Below are 22,828 nucleotides of genomic sequence, written 5' to 3'. Positions count from 1 at the left end.
TTTCATCGCCTCACTGCGGCGCCAGGTCGATCTTCGGCGCCCAGCGCAGCCAGTGCTCCTCGGCCTCCTCGAACAGGGCGAAAGTCTGTCCCGGCAGGGCCCGCACGCCCATCTCCTCGCCCTCCGGCGTGGCGAAGGCCACCCCACCGGCGATGATGGTCTCCAGGGACTCGGTGCGCACCTTCAGCCCCTTGAACAGGCTCGCCTCGACGCCGATGCCGCTGCTGACCCAGAAGCGGCTGCCGCCGTGGACCAGGACCGCATAACGCGGCTCGATCAGCACGTGGACCAGCACCCGGTTGGCGCTGGGGCTCAGCTCGACGCCGGTTATCTTGCCCACCGGCACCTCGCGGTAGGTCACCGGCTCGCCGGGCTTCAGCGAGTTGCGGCTGGCGGCGCTGAGCACCAGGTGCAGCCCGGCTTCGCGCAGCGCCTGGTTCGGCGGCGCCGCCAGGGCGACGAACGCGGTCTGCTGGGGCCCAGCGCGCTCGGCCGGCAGCACCTCCAGGTACTGGCCACCGACCAGGGTGTCGAGGTTGGTCACCCGGCTCAGGCTCAGCTCCGGCTTGACCACCCAGAACTGCGAGCCGGCGCGGGCGATGCGCTCGGCCGCCAGGGTGATCCGCCCATGCAACATGACGCTCTGCAGGTCGTCACTGAGCTCGATGCGCTCGACCTTGCCGACGTCCAGGCCACGGTAGCGAATGGCCGTGCCCGGCCCCAGGCCGTCGCCACGTTCCAGGCGGACGCTGATCGCCACGCCGTTCTGCAGCGCGCTGTCGCGACTGTCGTACAGGGCGAAGCGCTGCACCCGCTTGGTCACCACCGGCGCCTGCGGGTCGCGGGTCTCGAAGGCGATGCCGCCGGCCAGCAGGGTCTGCAGCGACTCGCTCTTGACCTCGATACCGGACAAGCCGCCCTTTAGGGTGATACCGCTGGCGTTCCAGAAGCGCGTGCTGCTGTTGACCAGGTGGGCGTACTCCGGCTCGATGTGCACGCCGAAGGCCACCTTTTGGTCGTTGCGGGCCAGCTGCACGCTCTGCACCGAGCCGACCTTGACCTGGCGATAGAGGATCGGATTACCGACCTCCAGGGAGCCGCGACTGTCGCTCAGCAGCACCAGATGCAGGCCCGGCGCGGCCAGGTCCAGCGGCGGCGCCTTGGGCCGTGCCTCGAACTCGCGCTTGGCCGGGGCGCCCTTCTCGCCGGGGCGCACGGCGATGTAGTTGCCCTTGACCAGGGCTTCCAGGCCGGTGATGCCGGCCAGCGAGATGGACGGCTTGACCACCCAGAACTCGGCCCCCTCGACCAGATAGTCCTCGGTGCGCGGATCGAGGGTCAGCTCGGCAGTGGCCGAGGCCAGGTCGTCGCTGACCTTGAGGCTCTTCAGGCTGCCGGCCTGGATGCCGTTGTACAGCACCGGCGTGCGCCCGGCCTCCAGGCCTTCGAAGTCGCTGAACTTGACCTGCACCCGGATGCCGGCCTGGGCCGCGTCGAAGTCCTCGTAGAGGCGGAAGGGGAAGACCGGGTCGGTCGGCGGGCTGTCCTTGCGGTGCTCCGGCGTGGCGAAGGCGATACCGCCGGCGACGATGCTGGCCAGGGACTCGCTGCGCAGCTTGAAGCCCGACAACCCCGCGTTGATGCTGATGCCGCTGGCGTTCCAGAAACGCGTGTGCTTGCGCACCAGGCTGGCGTAGGTCGGCTCGATGAAGATCTTCACCTCGATGGTGCTCTGGTCGCTGGCCAGTTCGTAGCTCTTCACCCGGCCGACCTGGATCTGCTTGTAGAACACCGGGCTGTCACGGCTCAGGGAACCCAGGCGCTCGGCCTTCAGGGTCAGATGCAGGCCGGGCTGGTCATCCGCCAAGGGCGGCGCCTCGGGCAGCGCCTGGAATTTCCTCGCCGGCTCCCCGTCGCCCGGGCTTACGGCGATGTAGTTGCCCGACACCAGGGTTTCCAGGCCGGTGATCCCGGCCAGGCTGACGCTGGGCTTGACCAGCCAGAAGCGGGTGTTTTCGCGCAGCTGCTCGTCCAGTTCCTGGTTCATTTCGATGCTGGCGATCACCCCGCGCTGCTCGCCACTGTCGTCCAGGGCCAGGGCCTTGACCTTGCCGATCGGCATGCCCTTGTAGATGACCTCGGTCTTGCCGGCCTGGATGCCGGCGCCACTGTCGAAGAACACCTCGATCTCGATCCCCGCCTGGCTGTAGGCGCGCCAGCCCAGCCAGCCGCCGATCAGCAGGGCGAGGATGGGCAGCACCCAGATGGCCGACCAGTTGGAGGCCGGGCGGGTTTTGGCCAGAGGCAGATCATTCATGGTCGTGTTGCGACTCCGTGTTATCCCAGATCAGGCGTGGGTCAAAGGTCAGGGCGGCGAGCATGGTCAGGATCACCACGCTGGCGAAGGCCACCGCGCCCATCCCCGGCTCGATGCTGGCCAGGTTGCCGAACCGGACCAGCGCCACCAGGATGGCGATGACGAAGATGTCGAGCATCGACCAGCGGCCGATCCACTCGATGAAGCGGAACATGAAGATGCGCTGGCGCGGCGACATGGGCTGATGGCGCTGCACCGAATACAGCAGCAGGGCGATGCCGACCAGTTTGAAGGTCGGCACCAGGATGCTGGCGATGAACACCACCGCGGCGATCGGCAGCATGCCCAGATGGACCAGTTCGATCACCCCGGACATGATGGTGTCCGACTGGCCCTTGCCCAGCGAGTTGACCGTCATGATCGGCAGCAGGTTGGCCGGGATATAGAGGATCGCCGCGGTCAGCAGCAGCGCCCAGGTGCGCGCCAGGCTGTTCGGCCGCCGCGCGTGCAGCAGGCCGCCGCAGCGCTCGCAGTGCTGGTGGGCGACTCCGGCCTGCACGGGGTTGAGCAGGTGGCACTCGTGGCAGACCAGCAGCCCCGCATCAATCGCCCGCATGCAGGTCCTCCCCCGACAGCGCCTGCCAGATCTGGTGCGGCGCCATGCTCACCTCGAGCCAGGCCTGGATCAGCAGCAGCGCGACGAAACAGAACAGCCCGACGCCGAGGCTGAGTTCGGCCAGGTCGGCCAGCTTGACCATGGCCACCAGGATGCCCATCAGGTACACCTCGAGCATGCCCCACTCGCGCAGGTGGTGATAGATGCGGTACAGCAGCAGGCCGTAGCTGCGCCCCAGGTCCAGGCGGATGCTCAGCAGCACCGCCAGCTGGCACAGCAGCTTGAGCAGCGGCACCGCCATGCTGCAGAGGAACACCACCGCGGCGATACCCTGCATGCCGCTCTCGTACAGCCCGAGCACCCCGCTCCACACCGTGTCCTCGCTGCTCTGCCCAAGCAGGTTGAGGTGCATGATCGGGAGGAAGTTGGCCGGCACATAGAGCAACAAGGCGGTGATCACCAGCGCCAGGCTGCGGCGCACCACCTGATGCCGATGGGTATACAACTCGAAGCCGCAGCGCGGGCACTCGACCCGCTCGTCATAGCCGGTATCCGGCTTGCGCATCAGCAGGTCGCATTCGTGGCAGGCGATCAATTGCTCGACGGCAAGCGCCGGCAAAGGCTGAAGGTCGGCCGAATCGGACATAAACGGGTTCTCGCAAAAGTGCGCCTATTCTAGCCGAGCGCGACCGCCAGCAGGTGAAGAGCGAAGCGACGGTCGCGGGCGCGTTGCCCAGGACGAGCGGGCCTGGTCCACCCGTCTGCTGCCAGGCCCGGGCGCTTGCCGGTCACCCCGCCGATAGACTACTGTATTTATATACAGTTAACCGGCAAGCCCCACTCCGGGGCAACAACTCCTCCGGCAGTCCTCCCCATGCGCCTCATTACCCGCCACACACCAGTCATTGAACCGCGAGCCTGTTCCAGCGCCCTCACCCGGGCCGGCCGAGGCCCACGCCAATGAGCGCCGTGATCAGCCTCGACAGCTTGCTCGACGAGCGTCGGGTCTGGCGTGGCCGGCCGACGGCGCGGACGGCCGGCCGACAGCCGAGCGGCCATGCCGCGCTGGATGCCGCCCTGCCCACAGGTGGCTGGCCGGAGTCGGCGCTCTCCGAGATCCTCATGCCCGGACCTGGCCTCGGCGAACTGCACCTGCTGTGGCCGACCCTGGCGCGCCTGACCCGGGCAGCCGAACGGGTGATCCTGGTCGCACCGCCCTTCGTGCCCTACGCCCCGGCCTGGCAGGCCGCCGGACTCGACCTGCGCCGCCTCGAGGTGATCCAGGCGAGCGGCCGCGATGCCCTGTGGGCGGCCGAACAATGCCTGCGCTCGGGCAGTTGCGCGGCACTGCTGTGCTGGCCTGAGCGCGCCGACGACCGCGCCCTGCGGCGCCTGCAGGTCGCCGCCGAAGGCGGCCAGAGCCTGGCGTTCGCCTATCGCCCGCTGCGCGAGGCGCACAACCCGTCGCCGGCCGCCCTGCGCCTGGCCCTGGACGGCCGGCGGGGCCAGGTCCGGGTGCTCAAGTGTCGCGGCGGCCTGGCCCCGGCGGCGCCGCTGTGCTTCGCCGTCGGGGCGTGAGCCGCCATGCGCTGGGCCTGCATAGTGCTGCCGCAGCTGGCACTGGATGCGGTGCTGCGGCGCTGCGCCGATCCCGCCGCGCCTCTGGTGCTGCTCAGCGGGCCGGCGCAGCGACGCGTGCTGCAGGCGGTCAATCCGGCCGCTCGCGCCCTCGGCCTGCGTCCCGGCCAGTCGCTGAACGCAGCCCAGGCCCTGAGCCGCGACTTCGCCACGGCCGAGTACGACACGCAGCAGATCGAGCGCTGTCAGCGCTTCCTGGCGGCCTGGGCCTATCGCTTCAGCTCCCAGGTCAGCCTGCACTACCCGCGCGCGCTGCTCATGGAGGTCGAATCCAGCCTCGCCCTGTTCGGCCCCTGGCCGCGCTTCGAGGCACGCCTGCGCGCCGAACTGCAGGCTCTGGGCTTTCGCCACCGCATCACCCTGGCGCCGAACCCGGCCGCGGCCAGGGTGCTGGCCAATGCCCATGACGGCCTGGCAATCGCCGATGCGGCCGCGTTGCGCCAGCAGCTGGAACAACTGCCGATCGAGCGCCTCGGCCTGCCCCGCGAGGTAGCCAGCGCCCTGGCCCGCATGGGCCTGCGCACCCTGCGCCAGGTCCTGGACCTGCCCCGCGACGGCCTGGCCCGGCGTTTCCCCGCCGAGATGCTGCGCCACCTCGACACCCTGCTCGGTCTGCGCCCCTTGGCATTGGACTGCTACAGCCCGCCGGACCACTTCGATGAGCGTATCGAGCTGAACTTCGATGTCGAATCCCACCAGGCCCTGCTGTTTCCCCTGCGCCGCCTGATCCACGATCTGGCCGCCTACCTGGCCGGCCGCGACAGCGGCGTGCAGCGCTTCGTCCTGCACCTGGAACACCGGGCCCGCGCCGACAGCCTGGTGGCGGTCGGACTGCTCGGCGCCGAGCGCGACGCAACCCTGTTGTTCGAGCTGACCCGCGAACGCCTGGAGCGCCTGCAGCTACCCGCCCCGGTCGAGGCGCTGCGCCTGCAGGCCCGGGACCTGCCGGACTTCGTCCCGGCGCACGCCAACCTGTTCGACGAACGTGCGCAACAGACGCTGGCCTGGGAGCAGCTGCGCGAACGCCTGCGCGCGCGCCTGGGCGACGCGGCGGTGCAGGGCCTCGGCGTGCACGCCGATCACCGCCCCGAACAGGCCTGGCGGCCATACAGCGCAGCCGCGACGACTGTCCCCGGCGCGACCGGTCCCAGGCCCGGCTGGCTGCTCGCAGAGCCACTGGCCCTGGACGACGCGGCCCCGCGCCTGCTCGCCGGCCCGGAACGCATCGAGTCCGGCTGGTGGGACGGCAACGACCAGCGCCGCGACTATTACCTGATCGAGACCAGCTCGGGCCAGCGCGCCTGGGCCTTCCGCCCGGTCGGCTCGGCGGGGCCGCTGTGGCTGCACGGGTGGTTCGCATGAGCGTCGACTACGCCGAGCTGCACTGCCTGTCCAACTTCAGCTTCCAGCGCGGCGCCTCCAGTGCCGGCGAACTCTTCAGCCGCGCCGCCCGTCTGGGCTACCGGGCCCTGGCCATCACCGACGAATGCAGCCTTGCCGGCATCGTACGCGCCTGGCAGGCGGCCAAGGACAGCGGCGTGCCGCTGATCGTCGGCAGCGAACTGTGCATCGAGGAGGGGCCCAAGTTTGTCCTGCTGGTGGAAAACCTCGGCGGCTACCAGCACCTGTGCCGGCTGATCAGCAAGGCCCGGCGGCGCGCGCCCAAGGGTCACTACCGCCTGCTCCGCGACGACTTCGCCGAGCCAACCGAGGGCCTGCTGGCGCTCTGGTTGCCCGGTTCGCCTGGCGATGCCAGCGAGGGCCATTGGCTGCGCGGCATATTCGCCGAGCGCCTGTGGCTGGCGGTGGAGCTGCACCGTGGCGCGGACGACAGCCAGCGCCTGGCTGACCTGCAGGCCCTGGCCACCGAGCTGGAATTGCCGCTGGTCGCCAGTGGCGACGTGCACATGCACGCCCGTGGCCGCCGCGCCCTGCAGGACTGCATGACGGCGATCCGCCTGCACCTGCCGGTCGGCGAAGCCGGCTTGCGGCTGTTCGCCAATGGCGAACGCCACCTGCGCGCCCCGCAGGCGCTGGCCGAGCTCTATCCCCCGCAACTGCTGGAAGAGACCCTGCGCATTGCCCGGCGCTGTCGGTTCGACCTCAGCGAACTGCACTACCAATACCCGCGCGAACTGGTCCCCCAGGGCCAGACGCCGAGCACCTGGCTGCGCCAACTAACCGAGCAGGGCATGGCCTGGCGCTGGCCCCAGGGCGCTCCGCCGAAGGCCCGGCAGCTGATCGAGCGCGAACTGGCGCTGATCGCCGAGCTGGGCTACGAGAGCTACTTCCTCACGGTGCACGACATCGTGCGCTTCGCCCGCAGCCAGAACATCCTCTGCCAGGGCCGCGGTTCGGCGGCCAACTCGGCGGTGTGCTACGCCCTGGGCATCACCGAGCTGGATCCGGCGCGGATGAACATGCTGTTCGAGCGTTTCATCTCCCGGGAGCGCAACGAGCCGCCGGACATCGACGTCGACTTCGAACACGAGCGCCGCGAAGAAGTGCTGCATGCTGCAGTATGTGTTCCAGCGCTATGGCCGCGAGCGTGCCGCGCTCACCGCCGTGGTCAGCACCTACCATGGAGCCGGCGCCGTGCGCGATGTCGGCAAGGCCCTCGGCCTGCCACCTGACCAGCTCAACGCCCTGGCCGCCTGCTGCGGACGCTGGAGCGACCGACTGCCGCCGGCCGAGCAGCTGCTGGAGGGCGGCTTCGATCCCGACAGTCCGCTGCTGCGCCGGGTGCTGACCCTCAGTGCCGAGCTGATCGGCTTCCCCCGCCACCTGTCCCAGCATCCGGGCGGTTTCGTCATCTCCGAGCAGCCCCTGCATGGCCTGGTACCGGTGGAGAACGCAGCCATGGCCGAGCGCACCATCATCCAGTGGGACAAGGATGACCTGGACATGCTCGGCCTGCTCAAGGTCGACATCCTCGCCCTGGGCATGCTCAGCGCCCTGCGCCGCACCTTCGATCTGCTGCGCCGCTATCGTGGCCGCGACCTGAGCCTGGCCAGCATCCCGGCCGAAGACCCGCAGACCTACGCGATGATCAGCCGCGCCGACACCATCGGCGTGTTCCAGATCGAGTCGCGGGCGCAGATGGCCATGTTGCCGCGACTCAAGCCCAGGTGCTTCTACGATCTGGTCATCGAAGTCGCCATCGTCCGCCCGGGGCCGATCCAGGGCGACATGGTCCACCCCTACCTGCGCCGGCGCAATGGCGAGGAGGCGGTCAGCTATCCCTCGGAGGAACTGCGCAAGGTGTTCGAGCGCACCCTCGGCGTGCCGCTGTTCCAGGAACAGGTCATGGAGCTGGCAATAGTCGCGGCCGGCTACAGTCCGGGCGAGGCTGACCAGCTGCGTCGCGCCATGGCCGCCTGGAAACGCCATGGCGGCCTCGAGCCCCATCGCCAGCGTCTGACCCAGGGCATGCTCGCGCGCGGCTATAGCGGCGAATTCGCCGCGCGCATCTTCGAGCAGATCAAGGGCTTCGGCAGCTATGGTTTCCCCGAGTCCCATGCCGCCAGCTTCGCCCTGCTGACCTACGCCAGTTGCTGGCTCAAGTGCCACGAACCGGCGGCCTTCACCTGCGCCCTGATCAACAGCTGGCCGATGGGCTTCTACAGCCCCGACCAGCTGCTGCAGGATGCCCGCCGCCACGGGATCGAGACGCGCCCCGCGGACGTGTGTTGCAGCGACTGGGATTGCACCCTGGAGACCGACACTGGCCAAGCGGCCATCCGCCTCGGCTTGCGCATGGTACGCGGCCTGCGCGAATCCGCTGGCCGGCGTATCGAAGCGGCCAGAACAGCAGCGCCCTTTGAGGATGCGTACGACCTGGCCAGGCGCGCCGTGCTCGACTCCCGCGCCCTCGCCCAGTTGGCCGACGCCGGCTGCCTGCAGGGACTGGCCGGCGACCGTCACCGGGCTCGCTGGTCAGTCGCCGGTATCGGGGAGCAGACGCCCCTGTTCGCCCACCTGCCCGCTCAAGCCGAGGCGCCAGTACTCCTGCCTCAGCCCACGCAGGGGGAAAACCTGCAGGCCGACTACGCCACGCTGGGTACCACCCTGGGGCCCCATCCGCTGTCGCTGTTGCGCGGCGAGCTGGAGCGCAGGCGCTGTCGCAGCTCGCGAGAGCTACGGGCTATCGCCCATGGCCGCACCCTCAGCGTCGCCGGCCTGGTGGTCGGTCGCCAGCGCCCGCAAACCGCCGCCGGCGTGACCTTTGTCACCCTGGAGGACGAACACGGCATGATCAATGTGGTGGTCTGGCGCGATCTGGCAGAACGTCAGCGCCGCGTGCTGCTGGAAGCGCAGTTGCTGCAGGTCGATGGCCATCTGGAAGAGGCCTCAAACGTCCGCCATGTGATCGCCGGCCGCCTGCTGGACCTGACCCCGCTGCTGGCCGGGCTGGCGGTACGCAGCCGCGATTTCCAGTGAAGCCCGGCAAATTTTTCCAGCGCGCAAAGACAAACCCCCGACCTGCTTTCGCGGGTCGGGGGTTCGGGATAGGTGCTTGACGATGACCTACTCTCACATGGGGAAACCCCACACTACCATCGGCGATGCATCGTTTCACTACTGAGTTCGGGATGGGATCAGGTGGTTCCAACGCTCTATGGTCGTCAAGCAATTCAGCTGGGGATTCGCGGTTAAGGCGCTTCCCCGAATTGGGTATGTGATGTCTGGTATTGCGTGTTCTGGCAAATTTTCGGTTTGTTGTCGACTTCAACCGTCTGGCACACAAACAGCAAATTGTTTGGGTGTTATATGGTCAAGCCTCACGGGCAATTAGTATGGGTTAGCTCAACGCCTCACAGCGCTTACACACCCCACCTATCAACGTCGTAGTCTTCGACGGCCCTTTAGGGAGCTCGAGGCTCCAGTGAGATCTCATCTTGAGGCAAGTTTCCCGCTTAGATGCTTTCAGCGGTTATCTTTTCCGAACATAGCTACCCGGCAATGCCACTGGCGTGACAACCGGAACACCAGAGGTTCGTCCACTCCGGTCCTCTCGTACTAGGAGCAGCCCCTCTCAAATCTCAAACGTCCACGGCAGATAGGGACCGAACTGTCTCACGACGTTCTAAACCCAGCTCGCGTACCACTTTAAATGGCGAACAGCCATACCCTTGGGACCGGCTTCAGCCCCAGGATGTGATGAGCCGACATCGAGGTGCCAAACACCGCCGTCGATATGAACTCTTGGGCGGTATCAGCCTGTTATCCCCGGAGTACCTTTTATCCGTTGAGCGATGGCCCTTCCATACAGAACCACCGGATCACTAAGACCTACTTTCGTACCTGCTCGACGTGTCTGTCTCGCAGTCAAGCGCGCTTTTGCCTTTATACTCTACGACCGATTTCCGACCGGTCTGAGCGCACCTTCGTACTCCTCCGTTACTCTTTAGGAGGAGACCGCCCCAGTCAAACTACCCACCATACACTGTCCTCGATCCGGATAACGGACCAGAGTTAGAACCTCAAGGTTACCAGGGTGGTATTTCAAGGATGGCTCCACGCGAACTGGCGTCCACGCTTCAAAGCCTCCCACCTATCCTACACAAGTAAACTCAAAGTCCAGTGCAAAGCTATAGTAAAGGTTCACGGGGTCTTTCCGTCTAGCCGCGGATACACTGCATCTTCACAGCGATTTCAATTTCACTGAGTCTCGGGTGGAGACAGCGCCGCCATCGTTACGCCATTCGTGCAGGTCGGAACTTACCCGACAAGGAATTTCGCTACCTTAGGACCGTTATAGTTACGGCCGCCGTTTACCGGGGCTTCGATCAAGAGCTTCGCTTTCGCTAACCCCATCAATTAACCTTCCGGCACCGGGCAGGCGTCACACCCTATACGTCCACTTTCGTGTTTGCAGAGTGCTGTGTTTTTAATAAACAGTCGCAGCGGCCTGGTATCTTCGACCGGCATGAGCTTACGCAGTAAATGCTTCACCCTCACCGGCGCACCTTCTCCCGAAGTTACGGTGCCATTTTGCCTAGTTCCTTCACCCGAGTTCTCTCAAGCGCCTTGGTATTCTCTACCTAACCACCTGTGTCGGTTTGGGGTACGGTTCCTAGTTACCTGAAGCTTAGAAGCTTTTCCTGGAAGCATGGCATCAACCACTTCGCATTCTAAAAGAACGCTCGTCATCAGCTCTCGGCATTAAGCGCCCGGATTTACCTAAGCACTCTGCCTACCACCTTAAACACGGACAACCAACGCCGTGCTGGCCTAGCCTTCTCCGTCCCTCCATCGCAGTAACTAGAAGTACGGGAATATTAACCCGTTTCCCATCGACTACGCATTTCTGCCTCGCCTTAGGGGCCGACTCACCCTGCGTCGATTAACGTTGCGCAGGAAACCTTGGTCTTTCGGCGTGCGAGTTTTTCACTCGCATTGTCGTTACTCATGTCAGCATTCGCACTTCTGATACCTCCAGCAAGCTTCTCAACTCACCTTCACAGGCTTACAGAACGCTCCTCTACCGCTCATCCTAAGATGAACCCGTAGCTTCGGTGTATGGTTTGAGCCCCGTTACATCTTCCGCGCAGGCCGACTCGACTAGTGAGCTATTACGCTTTCTTTAAAGGGTGGCTGCTTCTAAGCCAACCTCCTAGCTGTCTAAGCCTTCCCACATCGTTTCCCACTTAACCATAACTTTGGGACCTTAGCTGACGGTCTGGGTTGTTTCCCTTTTCACGACGGACGTTAGCACCCGCCGTGTGTCTCCCGTGCTGACACTTGCTGGTATTCGGAGTTTGCATCGGTTTGGTAAGTCGGGATGACCCCCTAGCCGAAACAGTGCTCTACCCCCAGCAGTGATACACGAGGCGCTACCTAAATAGCTTTCGAGGAGAACCAGCTATCTCCGAGCTTGATTAGCCTTTCACTCCGATCCACAGGTCATCCGCTAACTTTTCAACGGTAGTCGGTTCGGTCCTCCAGTCAGTGTTACCTAACCTTCAACCTGCCCATGGATAGATCGCCCGGTTTCGGGTCTATACCCAGCGACTAAACGCCCTATTAAGACTCGCTTTCGCTACGCCTCCCCTATTCGGTTAAGCTCGCCACTGAATATAAGTCGCTGACCCATTATACAAAAGGTACGCAGTCACCCAACAAAGTGGGCTCCCACTGCTTGTACGCATACGGTTTCAGGTTCTATTTCACTCCCCTCTCCGGGGTTCTTTTCGCCTTTCCCTCACGGTACTGGTTCACTATCGGTCAGTCAGTAGTATTTAGCCTTGGAGGATGGTCCCCCCATATTCAGACAAAGTTTCTCGTGCTCCGTCCTACTCGATTTCACTTCTAAGATCCTTTCGCGTACAGGGCTATCACCCACTATGGCCGCACTTTCCAGAGCGTTCCGCTAAAATCAAAGAAGCTTAAGGGCTAGTCCCCGTTCGCTCGCCACTACTAAGGGAATCTCGGTTGATTTCTATTCCTCAGGGTACTTAGATGTTTCAGTTCCCCTGGTTCGCCTCACACACCTATGTATTCAGTGTGTGATACCCAGCTTATGCTGGGTGGGTTCCCCCATTCAGAGATCTCCGGATCAAAGTCTGTTTGCCGACTCCCCGAAGCTTATCGCAGGCTACCACGTCTTTCATCGCCTCTGACTGCCAAGGCATCCACCGTATGCGCTTCTTCACTTGACCATATAACCCCAAGCAATCTGGTTATTGTCTATAACGTGAAGACGACATTCGCCGAAAATTTGCACTTGAGAACAACGCAAATTTTACCTTGACCAAACTAATTACCAGTGAAAGTAATTAATCAGTCACTTCTATCACATACCCAAATTTTTAAAGAACGATTTTCGTACTGGTCAAAGACCAGAAATCAACATTCAACTGACAGTCTCAGGAATGTTCATTTCTGAACTCTACATACCGGTGCTGTAAGTGGTGGAGCCAAGCGGGATCGAACCGCTGACCTCCTGCGTGCAAGGCAGGCGCTCTCCCAGCTGAGCTATGGCCCCATATTCGTACAAGGCCAAACCCCACAACAATTGGTGGGTCTGGGCAGATTCGAACTGCCGACCTCACCCTTATCAGGGGTGCGCTCTAACCAACTGAGCTACAGACCCAATCGTCTTTCGCAATGAATCAAGCAATTCGTGTGGGAGCTTATAAGGAAGCTGATGTCGTCGATTAAGGAGGTGATCCAGCCGCAGGTTCCCCTACGGCTACCTTGTTACGACTTCACCCCAGTCATGAATCACACCGTGGTAACCGTCCCCCTTGCGGTTAGACTAGCTACTTCTGGTGCAACCCACTCCCATGGTGTGACGGGCGGTGTGTACAAGGCCCGGGAACGTATTCACCGTGACATTCTGATTCACGATTACTAGCGATTCCGACTTCACGCAGTCGAGTTGCAGACTGCGATCCGGACTACGATCGGTTTTATGGGATTAGCTCCACCTCGCGGCTTGGCAACCCTTTGTACCGACCATTGTAGCACGTGTGTAGCCCTGGCCGTAAGGGCCATGATGACTTGACGTCATCCCCACCTTCCTCCGGTTTGTCACCGGCAGTCTCCTTAGAGTTCCCACCATAACGTGCTGGTAACTAAGGACAAGGGTTGCGCTCGTTACGGGACTTAACCCAACATCTCACGACACGAGCTGACGACAGCCATGCAGCACCTGTGTCTGAGTTCCCGAAGGCACCAATCCATCTCTGGAAAGTTCTCAGCATGTCAAGGCCAGGTAAGGTTCTTCGCGTTGCTTCGAATTAAACCACATGCTCCACCGCTTGTGCGGGCCCCCGTCAATTCATTTGAGTTTTAACCTTGCGGCCGTACTCCCCAGGCGGTCAACTTAATGCGTTAGCTGCGCCACTAAAATCTCAAGGATTCCAACGGCTAGTTGACATCGTTTACGGCGTGGACTACCAGGGTATCTAATCCTGTTTGCTCCCCACGCTTTCGCACCTCAGTGTCAGTATCAGTCCAGGTGGTCGCCTTCGCCACTGGTGTTCCTTCCTATATCTACGCATTTCACCGCTACACAGGAAATTCCACCACCCTCTACCGTACTCTAGCTTGCCAGTTTTGGATGCAGTTCCCAGGTTGAGCCCGGGGCTTTCACATCCAACTTAACAAACCACCTACGCGCGCTTTACGCCCAGTAATTCCGATTAACGCTTGCACCCTCTGTATTACCGCGGCTGCTGGCACAGAGTTAGCCGGTGCTTATTCTGTCGGTAACGTCAAAATTGCAACGTATTAGGTTACAACCCTTCCTCCCAACTTAAAGTGCTTTACAATCCGAAGACCTTCTTCACACACGCGGCATGGCTGGATCAGGCTTTCGCCCATTGTCCAATATTCCCCACTGCTGCCTCCCGTAGGAGTCTGGACCGTGTCTCAGTTCCAGTGTGACTGATCATCCTCTCAGACCAGTTACGGATCGTCGCCTTGGTGAGCCATTACCTCACCAACTAGCTAATCCGACCTAGGCTCATCTGATAGCGTGAGGTCCGAAGATCCCCCACTTTCTCCCGTAGGACGTATGCGGTATTAGCGTTCCTTTCGAAACGTTGTCCCCCACTACCAGGCAGATTCCTAGGCATTACTCACCCGTCCGCCGCTGAATCAGGTAGCAAGCTACCCTCATCCGCTCGACTTGCATGTGTTAGGCCTGCCGCCAGCGTTCAATCTGAGCCATGATCAAACTCTTCAGTTCAATACTGCTTGGGTTTTGAGAAAACCCTAAACTTGGCTCAGCAATCGCAAATCTCTTACTTAAAAGAGTTAACTCTCGAATTAACGAGTGTTGCTTTGTGATGCTGATAATCAGTTGACTATCAGTCTTACCTCACAAGCACCCACACGAATTGCTTGATTCAGTTGTTAAAGAACAGTTGGTTAAGTCTTTCGTCTCAACCGAGGCGCGCATTCTACAGCAGCCTCATCTTCCGTCAAGCAGTTTCGAAAATTTCTTTTCTACTTCAACCACTTGGTGAAACTTAGCGGCTTTCGCCAGCATTCAGCTTCACGCCCAAGTACAAATCTTAGGCTTTCACTAAAAGACAAACCCCCGACCCGCTTTCGCGTGTCGGGGGTTTGGGATAGGTGCTTGACGATGACCTACTCTCACATGGGGAAACCCCACACTACCATCGGCGATGCATCGTTTCACTACTGAGTTCGGGATGGGATCAGGTGGTTCCAACGCTCTATGGTCGTCAAGCAATTCAGCTGGGGATTCGCGGTTAAGGCGCTTCCCCGAATTGGGTATGTGATGTCTGGTATTGCGTGTTCTGGCAAATTTTCGGTTTGTTGTCGACTTCAACCGTCTGGCACACAAACAGCAAATTGTTTGGGTGTTATATGGTCAAGCCTCACGGGCAATTAGTATGGGTTAGCTCAACGCCTCACAGCGCTTACACACCCCACCTATCAACGTCGTAGTCTTCGACGGCCCTTTAGGGAGCTCGAGGCTCCAGTGAGATCTCATCTTGAGGCAAGTTTCCCGCTTAGATGCTTTCAGCGGTTATCTTTTCCGAACATAGCTACCCGGCAATGCCACTGGCGTGACAACCGGAACACCAGAGGTTCGTCCACTCCGGTCCTCTCGTACTAGGAGCAGCCCCTCTCAAATCTCAAACGTCCACGGCAGATAGGGACCGAACTGTCTCACGACGTTCTAAACCCAGCTCGCGTACCACTTTAAATGGCGAACAGCCATACCCTTGGGACCGGCTTCAGCCCCAGGATGTGATGAGCCGACATCGAGGTGCCAAACACCGCCGTCGATATGAACTCTTGGGCGGTATCAGCCTGTTATCCCCGGAGTACCTTTTATCCGTTGAGCGATGGCCCTTCCATACAGAACCACCGGATCACTAAGACCTACTTTCGTACCTGCTCGACGTGTCTGTCTCGCAGTCAAGCGCGCTTTTGCCTTTATACTCTACGACCGATTTCCGACCGGTCTGAGCGCACCTTCGTACTCCTCCGTTACTCTTTAGGAGGAGACCGCCCCAGTCAAACTACCCACCATACACTGTCCTCGATCCGGATAACGGACCAGAGTTAGAACCTCAAGGTTACCAGGGTGGTATTTCAAGGATGGCTCCACGCGAACTGGCGTCCACGCTTCAAAGCCTCCCACCTATCCTACACAAGTAAACTCAAAGTCCAGTGCAAAGCTATAGTAAAGGTTCACGGGGTCTTTCCGTCTAGCCGCGGATACACTGCATCTTCACAGCGATTTCAATTTCACTGAGTCTCGGGTGGAGACAGCGCCGCCATCGTTACGCCATTCGTGCAGGTCGGAACTTACCCGACAAGGAATTTCGCTACCTTAGGACCGTTATAGTTACGGCCGCCGTTTACCGGGGCTTCGATCAAGAGCTTCGCTTTCGCTAACCCCATCAATTAACCTTCCGGCACCGGGCAGGCGTCACACCCTATACGTCCACTTTCGTGTTTGCAGAGTGCTGTGTTTTTAATAAACAGTCGCAGCGGCCTGGTATCTTCGACCGGCATGAGCTTACGCAGTAAATGCTTCACCCTCACCGGCGCACCTTCTCCCGAAGTTACGGTGCCATTTTGCCTAGTTCCTTCACCCGAGTTCTCTCAAGCGCCTTGGTATTCTCTACCTAACCACCTGTGTCGGTTTGGGGTACGGTTCCTAGTTACCTGAAGCTTAGAAGCTTTTCCTGGAAGCATGGCATCAACCACTTCGCATTCTAAAAGAACGCTCGTCATCAGCTCTCGGCATTAAGCGCCCGGATTTACCTAAGCACTCTGCCTACCACCTTAAACACGGACAACCAACGCCGTGCTGGCCTAGCCTTCTCCGTCCCTCCATCGCAGTAACTAGAAGTACGGGAATATTAACCCGTTTCCCATCGACTACGCATTTCTGCCTCGCCTTAGGGGCCGACTCACCCTGCGTCGATTAACGTTGCGCAGGAAACCTTGGTCTTTCGGCGTGCGAGTTTTTCACTCGCATTGTCGTTACTCATGTCAGCATTCGCACTTCTGATACCTCCAGCAAGCTTCTCAACTCACCTTCACAGGCTTACAGAACGCTCCTCTACCGCTCATCCTAAGATGAACCCGTAGCTTCGGTGTATGGTTTGAGCCCCGTTACATCTTCCGCGCAGGCCGACTCGACTAGTGAGCTATTACGCTTTCTTTAAAGGGTGGCTGCTTCTAAGCCAACCTCCTAGCTGTCTAAGCCTTCCCACATCGTTTCCCACTTAACCATAACTTTGGGACCTTAGCTGACGGTCTGGGTTGTTTCCCTTTTCACGACGGACGTTAGCACCCGCCGTGTGTCTCCCGTGCTGACACTTGCTGGTATTCGGAGTTTGCATCGGTTTGGTAAGTCGGGATGACCCCCTAGCCGAAACAGTGCTCTACCCCCAGCAGTGATACACGAGGCGCTACCTAAATAGCTTTCGAGGAGAACCAGCTATCTCCGAGCTTGATTAGCCTTTCACTCCGATCCACAGGTCATCCGCTAACTTTTCAACGGTAGTCGGTTCGGTCCTCCAGTCAGTGTTACCTAACCTTCAACCTGCCCATGGATAGATCGCCCGGTTTCGGGTCTATACCCAGCGACTAAACGCCCTATTAAGACTCGCTTTCGCTACGCCTCCCCTATTCGGTTAAGCTCGCCACTGAATATAAGTCGCTGACCCATTATACAAAAGGTACGCAGTCACCCAACAAAGTGGGCTCCCACTGCTTGTACGCATACGGTTTCAGGTTCTATTTCACTCCCCTCTCCGGGGTTCTTTTCGCCTTTCCCTCACGGTACTGGTTCACTATCGGTCAGTCAGTAGTATTTAGCCTTGGAGGATGGTCCCCCCATATTCAGACAAAGTTTCTCGTGCTCCGTCCTACTCGATTTCACTTCTAAGATCCTTTCGCGTACAGGGCTATCACCCACTATGGCCGCACTTTCCAGAGCGTTCCGCTAAAATCAAAGAAGCTTAAGGGCTAGTCCCCGTTCGCTCGCCACTACTAAGGGAATCTCGGTTGATTTCTATTCCTCAGGGTACTTAGATGTTTCAGTTCCCCTGGTTCGCCTCACACACCTATGTATTCAGTGTGTGATACCCAGCTTATGCTGGGTGGGTTCCCCCATTCAGAGATCTCCGGATCAAAGTCTGTTTGCCGACTCCCCGAAGCTTATCGCAGGCTACCACGTCTTTCATCGCCTCTGACTGCCAAGGCATCCACCGTATGCGCTTCTTCACTTGACCATATAACCCCAAGCAATCTGGTTATTGTCTATAACGTGAAGACGACATTCGCCGAAAATTTGCACTTGAGAACAACGCAAATTTTACCTTGACCAAACTAATTACCAGTGAAAGTAATTAATCAGTCACTTCTATCACATACCCAAATTTTTAAAGAACGATTTTCGTACTGGTCAAAGACCAGAAATCAACATTCAACTGACAGTCTCAGGAATGTTCATTTCTGAACTCTACATACCGGTGCTGTAAGTGGTGGAGCCAAGCGGGATCGAACCGCTGACCTCCTGCGTGCAAGGCAGGCGCTCTCCCAGCTGAGCTATGGCCCCATATTCGTACAAGGCCAAACCCCACAACAATTGGTGGGTCTGGGCAGATTCGAACTGCCGACCTCACCCTTATCAGGGGTGCGCTCTAACCAACTGAGCTACAGACCCAATCGTCTTTCGCAATGAATCAAGCAATTCGTGTGGGAGCTTATAAGGAAGCTGATGTCGTCGATTAAGGAGGTGATCCAGCCGCAGGTTCCCCTACGGCTACCTTGTTACGACTTCACCCCAGTCATGAATCACACCGTGGTAACCGTCCCCCTTGCGGTTAGACTAGCTACTTCTGGTGCAACCCACTCCCATGGTGTGACGGGCGGTGTGTACAAGGCCCGGGAACGTATTCACCGTGACATTCTGATTCACGATTACTAGCGATTCCGACTTCACGCAGTCGAGTTGCAGACTGCGATCCGGACTACGATCGGTTTTATGGGATTAGCTCCACCTCGCGGCTTGGCAACCCTTTGTACCGACCATTGTAGCACGTGTGTAGCCCTGGCCGTAAGGGCCATGATGACTTGACGTCATCCCCACCTTCCTCCGGTTTGTCACCGGCAGTCTCCTTAGAGTTCCCACCATAACGTGCTGGTAACTAAGGACAAGGGTTGCGCTCGTTACGGGACTTAACCCAACATCTCACGACACGAGCTGACGACAGCCATGCAGCACCTGTGTCTGAGTTCCCGAAGGCACCAATCCATCTCTGGAAAGTTCTCAGCATGTCAAGGCCAGGTAAGGTTCTTCGCGTTGCTTCGAATTAAACCACATGCTCCACCGCTTGTGCGGGCCCCCGTCAATTCATTTGAGTTTTAACCTTGCGGCCGTACTCCCCAGGCGGTCAACTTAATGCGTTAGCTGCGCCACTAAAATCTCAAGGATTCCAACGGCTAGTTGACATCGTTTACGGCGTGGACTACCAGGGTATCTAATCCTGTTTGCTCCCCACGCTTTCGCACCTCAGTGTCAGTATCAGTCCAGGTGGTCGCCTTCGCCACTGGTGTTCCTTCCTATATCTACGCATTTCACCGCTACACAGGAAATTCCACCACCCTCTACCGTACTCTAGCTTGCCAGTTTTGGATGCAGTTCCCAGGTTGAGCCCGGGGCTTTCACATCCAACTTAACAAACCACCTACGCGCGCTTTACGCCCAGTAATTCCGATTAACGCTTGCACCCTCTGTATTACCGCGGCTGCTGGCACAGAGTTAGCCGGTGCTTATTCTGTCGGTAACGTCAAAATTGCAACGTATTAGGTTACAACCCTTCCTCCCAACTTAAAGTGCTTTACAATCCGAAGACCTTCTTCACACACGCGGCATGGCTGGATCAGGCTTTCGCCCATTGTCCAATATTCCCCACTGCTGCCTCCCGTAGGAGTCTGGACCGTGTCTCAGTTCCAGTGTGACTGATCATCCTCTCAGACCAGTTACGGATCGTCGCCTTGGTGAGCCATTACCTCACCAACTAGCTAATCCGACCTAGGCTCATCTGATAGCGTGAGGTCCGAAGATCCCCCACTTTCTCCCGTAGGACGTATGCGGTATTAGCGTTCCTTTCGAAACGTTGTCCCCCACTACCAGGCAGATTCCTAGGCATTACTCACCCGTCCGCCGCTGAATCAGGTAGCAAGCTACCCTCATCCGCTCGACTTGCATGTGTTAGGCCTGCCGCCAGCGTTCAATCTGAGCCATGATCAAACTCTTCAGTTCAATACTGCTTGGGTTTTGAGAAAACCCTAAACTTGGCTCAGCAATCGCAAATCTCTTACTTAAAAGAGTTAACTCTCGAATTAACGAGTGTTGCTTTGTGATGCTGATAATCAGTTGACTATCAGTCTTACCTCACAAGCACCCACACGAATTGCTTGATTCAGTTGTTAAAGAACAGTTGGTTAAGTCTTTCGTCTCAACCGAGGCGCGCATTCTACAGCAGCCTCATCTTCCGTCAAGCAGTTTCGAAAATTTCTTTTCTACTTCAACCACTTGCACCTTCGATCAGCCTCAAGCTTCTCGTCAGCGGGAGGCGAATTCTACAGCGTTTCAAACCGCTGTCAACTGCCTCTTCTACCACTTTCGACCACCTTGGACCGAAGCACCGACAGGATCAACTTGCCACCCCGTCAGCCCGGCGCATTCTACGCAGCTTTCGCCGTGTTGCAACCCCTAACTCAAACTTAACTCTTTGTTTTGCAAAGCGTTTTATAGGGGACTTACGCCGGAGAAGGCGCGCATTATAGGCATCAAGCGCAGCAGGTCAACGCTTTATCGAGTTCTTTCCAATACACAGAGCGAAGGCCCTACTCCACCCCGCCAACCCCTCTCACCCGAACGCGAAGACACTGACGTCACCCGCGCGCCGGAAGCCCGGCGACTCAACCACAGCCCAAGCCGCCCGGGCTGCAGCATTCGTAGCCCCATACCAAGCAGCAATCCAATAGCGGCACTGAAGATATCCACAACCAAGCACCATGCATGGCAGCCCTGACGAGCGAAACAGACAGGAGCCCAACGAAGCCTAGCGAGGGGAAACCCAATGCGCACTAGCACGAAGACTGACAGCCCAGAGGGCAGAGAGAGGAACCACGAAAGGAATGGGCAGGACTAGCTCCTGCCCGCCGACGCCGCACTGCGGGTCGCGGCGTCGGCCGGACGCTAGATCACTTTACCGACTTGCGCCGACGCAGTTGCAGGAGGTACTGCAAAGGACCGGACGCGGCATAGGCCAGGAAGATGATCAGCAGTATGCGCGGCGGATCACTGAACACCACCGCAAAGAGCAGCACAACGGCAAGGATCGCAACAAAGGGCACGCGCCCCTTCAGGTCCAGATCCTTGAAGCTGTAGTACTTGATATTGCTGACCATCAGCATGCCGGCGGCCGCCACCAGCACCGCCACACCAAAGGCCATGTTGGACCCCTTGATGCCGAAGTCACTGAAAGCCCAGACCGTACCCGCGACCACACCGGCCGCCGCAGGACTGGCCAAGCCGATGAAGAAGCGTTTGTCGGTCGTACCGATCTGGGTATTGAAGCGCGCGAGGCGCAGCGCCGCTCCGGCGACGTATATGAACGCCACCATCCAGCCCACCTTGCCCATGCTGCCCAGGGCCCACTCGAACGCCAACAGCGCAGGCGCCACACCGAAGGCGACCATGTCGGACAGAGAGTCGTATTCGGCGCCAAAGGCGCTCTGCGTATTAGTCAGGCGTGCCACTCGACCATCGAGACTATCCAGCACCATGGCCACGAACACTGCGGCCGCGGCCACATAGAAATTACCGTTCATGGCATTGATGATGGCGTAGAAGCCGGCAAACAGGTTCGCCGTGGTGAACAGGTTGGGCAGCAGGTAGACCCCACGATGACGAACCTTTCGCCCCTCATCATCATGGCCTTCCTCGACATGCTCATCGATCGGTAGCAGGCTCTCTTCGTCGGGGGCCGCGTTGGGCGCTTCTGGACGCTCGCTCATGAACAACACCTTGCAACGTATAGGGAGAATTTCGCCAGACAGCAGCAGTGCCAACTCGCCACTGCCCAGGCTCAGCAATCAGGCTTTATACCAGAAGCCTTGCGGTAGAACGAAAAAACGCGGCCAGGGCCGCGTTCTTTCTCACACCGACAGGGCTTAGTTCTTGCTCTTGTCGACGATCTTGTTGGCGGAGATCCACGGCATCATCGAACGCAGCTGCTCACCGATGATCTCGATGCCATGGGCCGCGTTGTTGCGGCGCTTGGCGGTCATCGACGGATAGTTGGTAGCACCTTCGCTGATGAACATCTTCGCGTACTCACCGTCCTGGATGCGCTTCAGGGCGTTGCGCATGGCCTTGCGCGACTCCTCGTTGATCACTTCCGGACCGGTCACGTACTCGCCGTACTCGGCGTTGTTGGAGATCGAGTAGTTCATGTTGGCGATGCCGCCTTCGTACATCAGGTCGACAATCAGCTTCAGCTCGTGCAGGCACTCGAAGTAGGCCATTTCCGGGGCATAGCCGGCTTCGACAAGGGTTTCGAAGCCAGCCTTGACCAGCTCGACGCAACCGCCACAGAGAACGGCCTGCTCACCGAACAGGTCGGTTTCGGTTTCGTCCTTGAAGGTGGTTTCGATGATGCCGGTACGACCGCCGCCGACACCGGAGGCGTAGGACAGGGCGACGTTCTTGGCGTTGCCGGAGGCGTCCTGGTAGATCGCGATCAGATCAGGGATACCACCGCCCTTGACGAACTCGGAACGCACGGTGTGGCCCGGGGCCTTGGGCGCGATCATGATCACGTCGAGGTCGGCACGCGGGACGACCTGATTGTAGTGGATGGCGAAACCGTGGGAGAAAGCCAGGGTTGCACCCTGCTTGATGTTCGGCTCGATCTCGTTCTTGTACAGCTGGCCCTGGAACTCGTCCGGAGTGAGGATCATCACCAGGTCGGCAGCCGCGACAGCGGAGGCGACGTCGGTGACCTTCAGGCCGTGGGCCTCGGCCTTGGCGACAGTAGCCGAGCCCTTGCGCAGACCGATGGTGACGTCGACACCGGAGTCCTTCAGGTTGCATGCCTGGGCATGGCCCTGGGAACCGTAACCGATGATGGCGACTTTCTTGCCCTGGATGATGGAGAGGTCGCAGTCTTTGTCGTAATAAACTTTCATGTTCTTGGCTCTTTTGAATCGAAAGGAGTGGGGCGCAGAGGCGCCGTGAC

7 protein-coding genes, 4 tRNA genes, 6 rRNA genes and 1 pseudogene are annotated in these 22,828 nt (G+C 59.6%); 3 read left to right on the top strand and 15 right to left on the bottom strand.

Going from position 1 to position 22,828, the window contains the following annotated elements:
• Positions 1–10 precede the first annotated feature (10 nt).
• From LPB260_RS24180 to LPB260_RS24170, 3 genes are read right to left on the bottom strand one after another with little or no spacing between them, the layout of a single operon-like run.
• Positions 11–2,317: a PqiB family protein gene (locus LPB260_RS24180; RefSeq protein WP_208708384.1), complete on the bottom strand. Its 2,307-nt coding sequence runs from the start codon at positions 2,315–2,317 to the stop codon at positions 11–13.
• Positions 2,310–2,933 (bottom strand): paraquat-inducible protein A, encoded by a 624-nt coding sequence (locus LPB260_RS24175; protein WP_208708383.1) that lies wholly within the window; start codon positions 2,931–2,933, stop codon positions 2,310–2,312. Before LPB260_RS24175 ends, LPB260_RS24180 begins: the two co-directional genes overlap by 8 nt.
• A complete protein-coding gene (locus tag LPB260_RS24170; RefSeq protein ID WP_208708382.1) occupies positions 2,920–3,579 on the bottom strand; it encodes a paraquat-inducible protein A in 660 nt (219 codons plus the stop codon). The genes LPB260_RS24175 and LPB260_RS24170 overlap by 14 nt, the downstream gene beginning before the upstream one ends.
• Positions 3,580–3,893: 314 nt before the next feature.
• Here LPB260_RS24170 and imuA point away from each other — a divergent pair, with 314 nt between their 5' ends.
• The 3 genes and pseudogenes from imuA to LPB260_RS24155 all read left to right on the top strand — a co-directional run bounded on the left by imuA (position 3,894) and on the right by LPB260_RS24155 (position 9,011).
• A complete protein-coding gene (gene imuA, locus LPB260_RS24165; RefSeq protein WP_208708381.1) occupies positions 3,894–4,511 on the top strand; it encodes a translesion DNA synthesis-associated protein ImuA in 618 nt (205 codons plus the stop codon).
• A 6-nt stretch (positions 4,512–4,517) separates the two neighbouring features.
• The gene (locus tag LPB260_RS24160) at positions 4,518–5,933 is read left to right on the top strand and encodes a DNA polymerase Y family protein (RefSeq protein WP_208708380.1); all 1,416 of its coding nucleotides are present in this window, start codon (positions 4,518–4,520) and stop codon (positions 5,931–5,933) included.
• Positions 5,909–9,011, top strand: a pseudogene (locus LPB260_RS24155) (error-prone DNA polymerase). Before LPB260_RS24160 ends, LPB260_RS24155 begins: the two are co-directional and overlap by 25 nt.
• A gap of 74 nt (positions 9,012–9,085) precedes the next feature.
• On the opposite strand, the gene rrf (LPB260_RS24150) reads toward LPB260_RS24155, so the two are convergent.
• From rrf (LPB260_RS24150) to ilvC, 12 genes are all read right to left on the bottom strand, one after another.
• Positions 9,086–9,201, bottom strand: a 5S ribosomal RNA gene (gene rrf, locus LPB260_RS24150).
• 140 nt (positions 9,202–9,341) lie between these two features.
• Positions 9,342–12,232, bottom strand: a 23S ribosomal RNA gene (locus LPB260_RS24145).
• A 250-nt stretch (positions 12,233–12,482) separates the two neighbouring features.
• Positions 12,483–12,558: transfer RNA gene (locus tag LPB260_RS24140), tRNA-Ala, on the bottom strand.
• Between the two features lie 31 nt (positions 12,559–12,589).
• Positions 12,590–12,666 (bottom strand) — tRNA-Ile (locus LPB260_RS24135).
• 65 nt (positions 12,667–12,731) lie between these two features.
• Positions 12,732–14,268: ribosomal RNA gene (locus LPB260_RS24130) — 16S ribosomal RNA — on the bottom strand.
• Positions 14,269–14,659: 391 nt separating this feature from the next.
• Positions 14,660–14,775 (bottom strand): 5S ribosomal RNA (rrf, locus tag LPB260_RS24125).
• 140 nt (positions 14,776–14,915) lie between these two features.
• Positions 14,916–17,806, bottom strand: a 23S ribosomal RNA gene (locus tag LPB260_RS24120).
• Positions 17,807–18,056: 250 nt separating this feature from the next.
• Positions 18,057–18,132: transfer RNA gene (locus LPB260_RS24115), tRNA-Ala, on the bottom strand.
• Between the two features lie 31 nt (positions 18,133–18,163).
• Positions 18,164–18,240, bottom strand: a tRNA-Ile gene (locus LPB260_RS24110).
• A 65-nt stretch (positions 18,241–18,305) separates the two neighbouring features.
• Positions 18,306–19,842: ribosomal RNA gene (locus tag LPB260_RS24105) — 16S ribosomal RNA — on the bottom strand.
• Together the 16S, 23S and 5S rRNA genes with 4 tRNA genes alongside form the textbook arrangement of a ribosomal RNA operon.
• Positions 19,843–20,789: 947 nt before the next feature.
• The gene (pssA, locus tag LPB260_RS24100) at positions 20,790–21,605 is read right to left on the bottom strand and encodes a CDP-diacylglycerol--serine O-phosphatidyltransferase (RefSeq protein ID WP_208708379.1); all 816 of its coding nucleotides are present in this window, start codon (positions 21,603–21,605) and stop codon (positions 20,790–20,792) included.
• Positions 21,606–21,761: 156 nt separating this feature from the next.
• Complete coding sequence (ilvC, locus tag LPB260_RS24095) at positions 21,762–22,778, bottom strand: ketol-acid reductoisomerase (RefSeq protein WP_208708378.1); 1,017 nt, start codon at positions 22,776–22,778, stop codon at positions 21,762–21,764.
• Between the last annotated feature and the right edge of the window lie 50 nt (positions 22,779–22,828).

This window comes from Pseudomonas sp. LPB0260, assembly GCF_013388395.1.
This window is presented reverse-complemented; position numbering and strand designations above follow the sequence as displayed.

Coding starts and splice junctions, on each gene's coding strand:
- LPB260_RS24160 (WP_208708380.1), top strand. CDS start 4,518: ATGCGCTGGGCCTGCATAGTGCTGCCGCAGCTGGCACTGGATGCGGTG.
- LPB260_RS24175 (WP_208708383.1), bottom strand. CDS start 2,933: ATGCGGGCGATTGATGCGGGGCTGCTGGTCTGCCACGAGTGCCACCTG.
- ilvC (WP_208708378.1), bottom strand. CDS start 22,778: ATGAAAGTTTATTACGACAAAGACTGCGACCTCTCCATCATCCAGGGC.
- LPB260_RS24170 (WP_208708382.1), bottom strand. CDS start 3,579: ATGTCCGATTCGGCCGACCTTCAGCCTTTGCCGGCGCTTGCCGTCGAG.
- imuA (WP_208708381.1), top strand. CDS start 3,894: ATGAGCGCCGTGATCAGCCTCGACAGCTTGCTCGACGAGCGTCGGGTC.
- LPB260_RS24180 (WP_208708384.1), bottom strand. CDS start 2,317: ATGAATGATCTGCCTCTGGCCAAAACCCGCCCGGCCTCCAACTGGTCG.
- pssA (WP_208708379.1), bottom strand. CDS start 21,605: ATGAGCGAGCGTCCAGAAGCGCCCAACGCGGCCCCCGACGAAGAGAGC.